Source organism: Rhodoferax sp. (assembly GCF_037143375.1).
Classification (GTDB): domain Bacteria; phylum Pseudomonadota; class Gammaproteobacteria; order Burkholderiales; family Burkholderiaceae_C; genus Rhodoferax.
In genome coordinates, this window is the sequence record NZ_JBAWYV010000194.1 from 1 (window position 1) to 5001 (window position 5001).

4 protein-coding genes are annotated in these 5001 nt (G+C 44.7%); 1 reads left to right on the forward strand and 3 read right to left on the reverse strand.

Features of this window, described 5'->3' with window-relative positions; genetic code table 11:
* The first annotated feature begins 29 nt into the window (after nt 1–29).
* Entirely contained in the window at nt 30–311 is a 282-nt protein-coding gene (locus WCG50_RS17325) for a hypothetical protein (protein WP_336900849.1), read from the forward strand.
* 511 nt (nt 312–822) lie between these two features.
* On the opposite strand, the gene WCG50_RS17330 is transcribed toward WCG50_RS17325, so the two are convergent.
* From WCG50_RS17330 to ppk2, 3 genes are all read right to left on the reverse strand, one after another.
* Complete coding sequence (locus WCG50_RS17330; protein ID WP_336900846.1) at nt 823–1875, reverse strand: transporter; 1053 nt, start codon at nt 1873–1875, stop codon at nt 823–825.
* 239 nt (nt 1876–2114) lie between these two features.
* Nucleotides 2115–3620 carry a Ppx/GppA phosphatase family protein gene (locus WCG50_RS17335; protein ID WP_336900847.1) on the reverse strand — a complete coding sequence of 502 codons (1506 nt, stop codon included), beginning with the start codon at nt 3618–3620 and terminating at the stop codon, nt 2115–2117.
* Between the two features lie 215 nt (nt 3621–3835).
* On the reverse strand, nt 3836–4753 hold the full coding sequence (gene ppk2, locus WCG50_RS17340) for a polyphosphate kinase 2 (RefSeq protein WP_336900848.1): 918 nt from the start codon (nt 4751–4753) through the stop codon (nt 3836–3838).
* Nucleotides 4754–5001: the final 248 nt, after the last annotated feature.

Here is a 5001-nt window from a genome sequence, read left to right on the forward strand (position 1 = left end):
TCAATGCAGCCGTGAAAGCGACTGCCAAAGTGAAAGTCAAGGCAGTGGCCAAACCAAAAGCAGAAAAGCCTGCCAAAGTTAAGAAACCAAAAATGGTGCGCGATAGCTTCACCATTCCTAAAGCCGAATACACCGTGCTGGATGACCTGAAGCAACGCGCTGGAAAACTGGCAAGCTCAGTTAAAAAGAGTGAATTCATTCGTGCCGGTATCAAGGCACTTGCCGCCATGTCCGACAGCGCCTTCCTGGCCGCAGTGAAGGCCGTGCCCGCCATCAAAACTGGCCGCCCTACCAACGCCAAAGCGGAGTAATCCTGCGAGGATGCGGCCTTGGCGTACAAAATTGAAAGGGAGTCTGTGATGCATTTGCTGGAATGAAAATTAGAAATTTAGTCATTTTTAGCATTTACATCAGCTCGCTTTCATGGCGAAAACGTTCACTTTGACGTACTTCTTGGCCCTTCTAGCATGGTCAATCAATAGGAAAATTTCTAATCTGCCCGGAGGAATAATTCATACATGTTCACCGAAATTTCAATCCGGGACGCTGCCTGCATGCATGCACTTCACTGCTGGCGAAAATTGATTGACCTGGCGCTGGATTCGAAATCCTTCGCTTTTCGGGAATGTGCCGCCTTGTTGCAGCAGATTCTCTAAACACGCCACTTACTCCTCAAAAGTCGGATATATCTGAACTTGAACAGTCCATCGGCGCGGTGTATTCAAAGGCGTCGTAGGGGCTCTACTCTACGAACAACCTAACAACAGAACCTTCGATTAGCACCATCCAAGAAAATTAAAAAAACTGCTAGGTTGGTTCGGATCAACGACGTTGTTTTCTAAAGGCAAACCATCCAGCAATGCAAGTGAAAATTGCGACGATGGCGACGACAATCAAGAAGCCGTGAGCATCCTGAGCCATGGGTATGCCCCCAACATTCATACCAAGCAAACCCGCAACCATATTTATAGGCAGTGCCAATACGGTCACAATCGTCAATACATACACGCTGCGATTGGTCTCTTCAGTAGTGTGCGCTGTGATTTCTTCTTGAAGAAGCTTGGTACGCTCTTGTAGAGCGGCTAGATCGTTGAGGACGGCAGATGACTCTTCAGTGGCCTCACGAAGTTCGCGAGCATCGTCTTTCATGAACCAAGCAGGGGGACGGTTGAGTAAGCGAAAAAGTGATGCGGGTTCTGGTGCCAGAAGTCGTCGTAATCGCACAAACAATCGCCGCAACGTTCCTAAATTTCCACGTGTATTTTTGATATGACCTGTTAGAAGGTTATCTTCAATTTGATCCACTTTAGATGCAGAGTCGCGTTCTATTTTTTGTAGAACATCGGCTTGGTCTCGCAACAGATGAGCCAACAATGACACGGGAGAAGAAAATTGATCTCCCGCTTTAACAGCAAGACGCAAACGATCCACACTGCGTAAAGGTTGTCTACGCACGCTTATGACGCAGTTGTGTTGAACGCACATCCACGCTGTCGAAATCTGGGACGCTTCATATGAAAACTCGTACATTACATCGTTAATAACGGCGATGAGACTGTCCTCCTCTTGCTCAACACGTGTTGACCCCGTTCCTTCGTGCAGTGTTTCAAAAAAATGCTCAGGCAATTGCAGGTGATCCCTCAGCCATTTTTCGGATAAAGCATTACTTAGACTGAAATGTAACCATATAAATTCAAGGCTATCACGGTCTTGCTTTTGTTTGAGCCAATCTAAGGATGTAACTGAATCGATCGCCTGTGCGTTGATCTCAGGTTTGAATACGTAACCGCAAATTAGTCCAGAAGAATCAGAGCCATAGTAAGTTTCATTGTTTTTTTTTGAATCACCGAGACTATCTATTTTGGTGTTGACCATTTTATTTATCATTGGAATTTCAAATAGAATTTAAGTATTGCCGTTACGCTAACAATATATCAAAACAAACAACAAGTAAAATTAAAACAATTGACAATATGTGATTTTTCTCTTTCGTTGACGATGGTATAAATCAACGCTGTGAGTATTAAATTTAACGAATTCACATTTGTCGATTGACTAAATCCGATATCAAGACATGTGGTGATGTAGTTAGATATTGTGTGACACTTTAGTTATCAAAAACTGGTAAGGGTCAGGGAACAAACAGTTTTCCGCCATGTCAATACCTCTTCGCGCAAAAGGTGCGCAGACTGGGGATAATTCTTGCCCCATCCTTCCCTGACACTCAGGCTAAAGTAGCTATTACTTGCATCTGTTCGCTTCAACTCGATACCCTTCAAGTCAGGATCGCGCCTGGCATGGCACAAAATTACTGCCAATCTCAGGCAAAGCAACTGTTGCACGAATATTGGGTCTTCAAATTCAACTTCAAGTCTTCGCAATTTACCTCGGTGTCCTAGCACCAGTTGGCCAAGTTTGTGAAGTTCAGACAAGCCAAAACCTACAGCATCTGAATGCTCTAAGATATAGGCGCCATGCTTATGGAGATCGCTATGAGAAATCTTACTTCCGATCTCATGCAACTGTCCTGCCCAATTTAACTTTTGATTCAGTCGATCATCAGTAATTGTTTGATCTCCAGCTTTCACGGCTTGATTCTGGAGTTGACGAAATAAATGGTTTGCAACTCTCCCGACGCGCAGGCCATGAACAGAATCTGTGCCAAATCTTGATTCCAGTCGCCGAACAGATTTTGTACATACATCCTCATGCTCACCAGTGAGGTCAAATAAAAGTCCATGACGCAATCCACCAATCGCTCTTTTCATGTGGTTTATTTGTAGCAAATCAAAGACAGCCCTCAAAATTGCAAGGCCCCCACCAATGATGACTCGCCGATCTTCACGCAAGCCCTGCAATTTAATTTGATCCGTGCTTTGAGCGCTGATCAAAGCGTCCTGCAGCCAATTCAGCCCATCACGACTGATCGAGCCTGCTGGCCAGCCTGCGGCAGTTAACACATCGCAAACTGCACCCACAGTACCAGCCGAACCATAAGCAACGTCCCATGCTTTACTCTTATATATTGTGATTGCCTCGTCCAGAACTGCTTTTGCAGCAATTTCAGCCATTAGAAAAGCATGCTTGGTTAGTTTGTTGTCTGCAAAATAGCGTGTTGACCAGATAACACTGCCTACCCTGAAAGACTCCATAACTTTTGGTTCGCATCCTTGACCTAATATCAATTCAGTCGAACGACCCCCAATGTCGACCACCAAGCGACGCTCATCACATCGTTGAAGTGATTGGGCCACTCCTTGATAAACTAAGCGAGCCTCTTCACGGCCAGAAATTACGTCAATAGGGAAACCCAACACCTTGTTTGCATGCCTTAAGAAATCGTCACGATTTCGCGCTTCTCTCAAGGTTTGAGTCGCCACAGCGCGAACTTCGGAGCTACTAAAGCCGGTTAAACGCTCTCCAAAACGGGCCAGGCAATCCCAACCTTTTTGCAAGGCGTCCGAAGTCAGGTTACGCTCATCATCAAATCCATTGCCTTGTCGAATCGTCTCCTTCAAATATTCACTACGGAAAAATTGTCCATTTTCAATGTGACCAATTTCTAAGTGATAGCTGTTTGACCCCAAATCTACAACCGCCAAACGAGTGCCATCTTTCATTTCGTTAGTTTCCTGTTAATTAAAGCGGAGCAATGTATCAAATTGAGGCGGGAAAATTGAACGTTAGATCATCAAATCGGTCAGTAGCCAATATTATTTGTAAGCCATAAGCTGGGTTTTCTTCAACGTCTATTAACTTTCCGTGTTTTATTTATTAAATATGCATTAGTTGAATTAGGAAACTCATGATGGTGTCTATGCGTGTGCTTTTACTGTCAATATACAGATGGCACTAATATTTCAGCAGGCACAGACTGACGGACGTAATCTTCATTACGCTCACGCGTCGGCAGCACTATCGGTTGGTATTCAATTTCACCATAGGGAATTTGGTCCAGTAAATGGTGGATGCAGTTAAGGCGAGCTTTTTTCTTGTCATCTGCCTCAACAACCCACCAAGGAGCTTCTGGAATGTGAGTGCGTTGAAGCATGATTTCTTTAGCTTTCGTGTATTCCTCCCATCGACGTCGTGACTCCAGATCCATTGGACTCAATTTCCATTGTTTGAGTGGATCGTGGATTCGACCTAAAAATCGAAGCTGTTGTTCGTCATCAGAGATCGAGAACCAATATTTAATGATCTGTATACCGGAGCGAACCAGCATTTTTTCGAATTCTGGAACCGATCGGAAAAATTCCTCATACTCGTCCTCTGAACAAAATTCCATGACTCGCTCAACGCCAGCGCGGTTATACCAGCTACGGTCAAAGAGAATAATTTCACCAGCACCAGGTAAATGCGATACATAACGCTGGAAATACCACTGAGTTTGCTCTCTTGCATTTGGTGCCGGTAATGCTGCTACACGGCAAACGCGTGGGTTTAGCCGCTGCGTAATGCGTTTGATTACGCCGCCTTTTCCTGCGGCATCACGTCCTTCGAACAGGATGACTACCTTATGGCCGGTTTTAACCACCCAATCCTGAAGCTTTACGAGTTCAGCCTGCATTCGAAAGAGCTCCCGAAAATACTGTCGGCGGCTCTCTTTGTACTGTTCCGAGGAGACATCCAGTGGACTCTCCGCTAACCCATCCAGATTACGGTCTTCCAGTTCCATTTCGAGCTCTTCGTCATAGCTATCGGCAAGGTCACGTCGGATGCGGCTAACTAATTCGTCAGAATTGGAATTCAAGTAAGACTCCTGAAAAATATGAGTTTTAAAACTTTTAGATTAAGAAGAATTCATGTCAACGATGTGACAAGCTAAGTAATGTGTGCTGTTACGGCATGTACAACATGGATCGAATGACTGCAAGGATGTCACGATTGAGTCACATTATTTTCATACATTTACATTCAATAATATTATTTTTGTTTGACTTAAGCTTCTGGACGTGTAATGACTAATCCTCCTCCCGCCAAAGCGCCCCGCTCGGGCCC

What these genes read in the sequence shown, in the direction of transcription:
- WCG50_RS17330 (WP_336900846.1), bottom strand. Translation starts at nt 1,875, where the DNA reads ATGGTCAACACCAAAATAGATAGTCTCGGTGATTCAAAAAAAAACAAT.
- WCG50_RS17335 (WP_336900847.1), bottom strand. Translation starts at nt 3,620, where the DNA reads ATGAAAGATGGCACTCGTTTGGCGGTTGTAGATTTGGGGTCAAACAGC.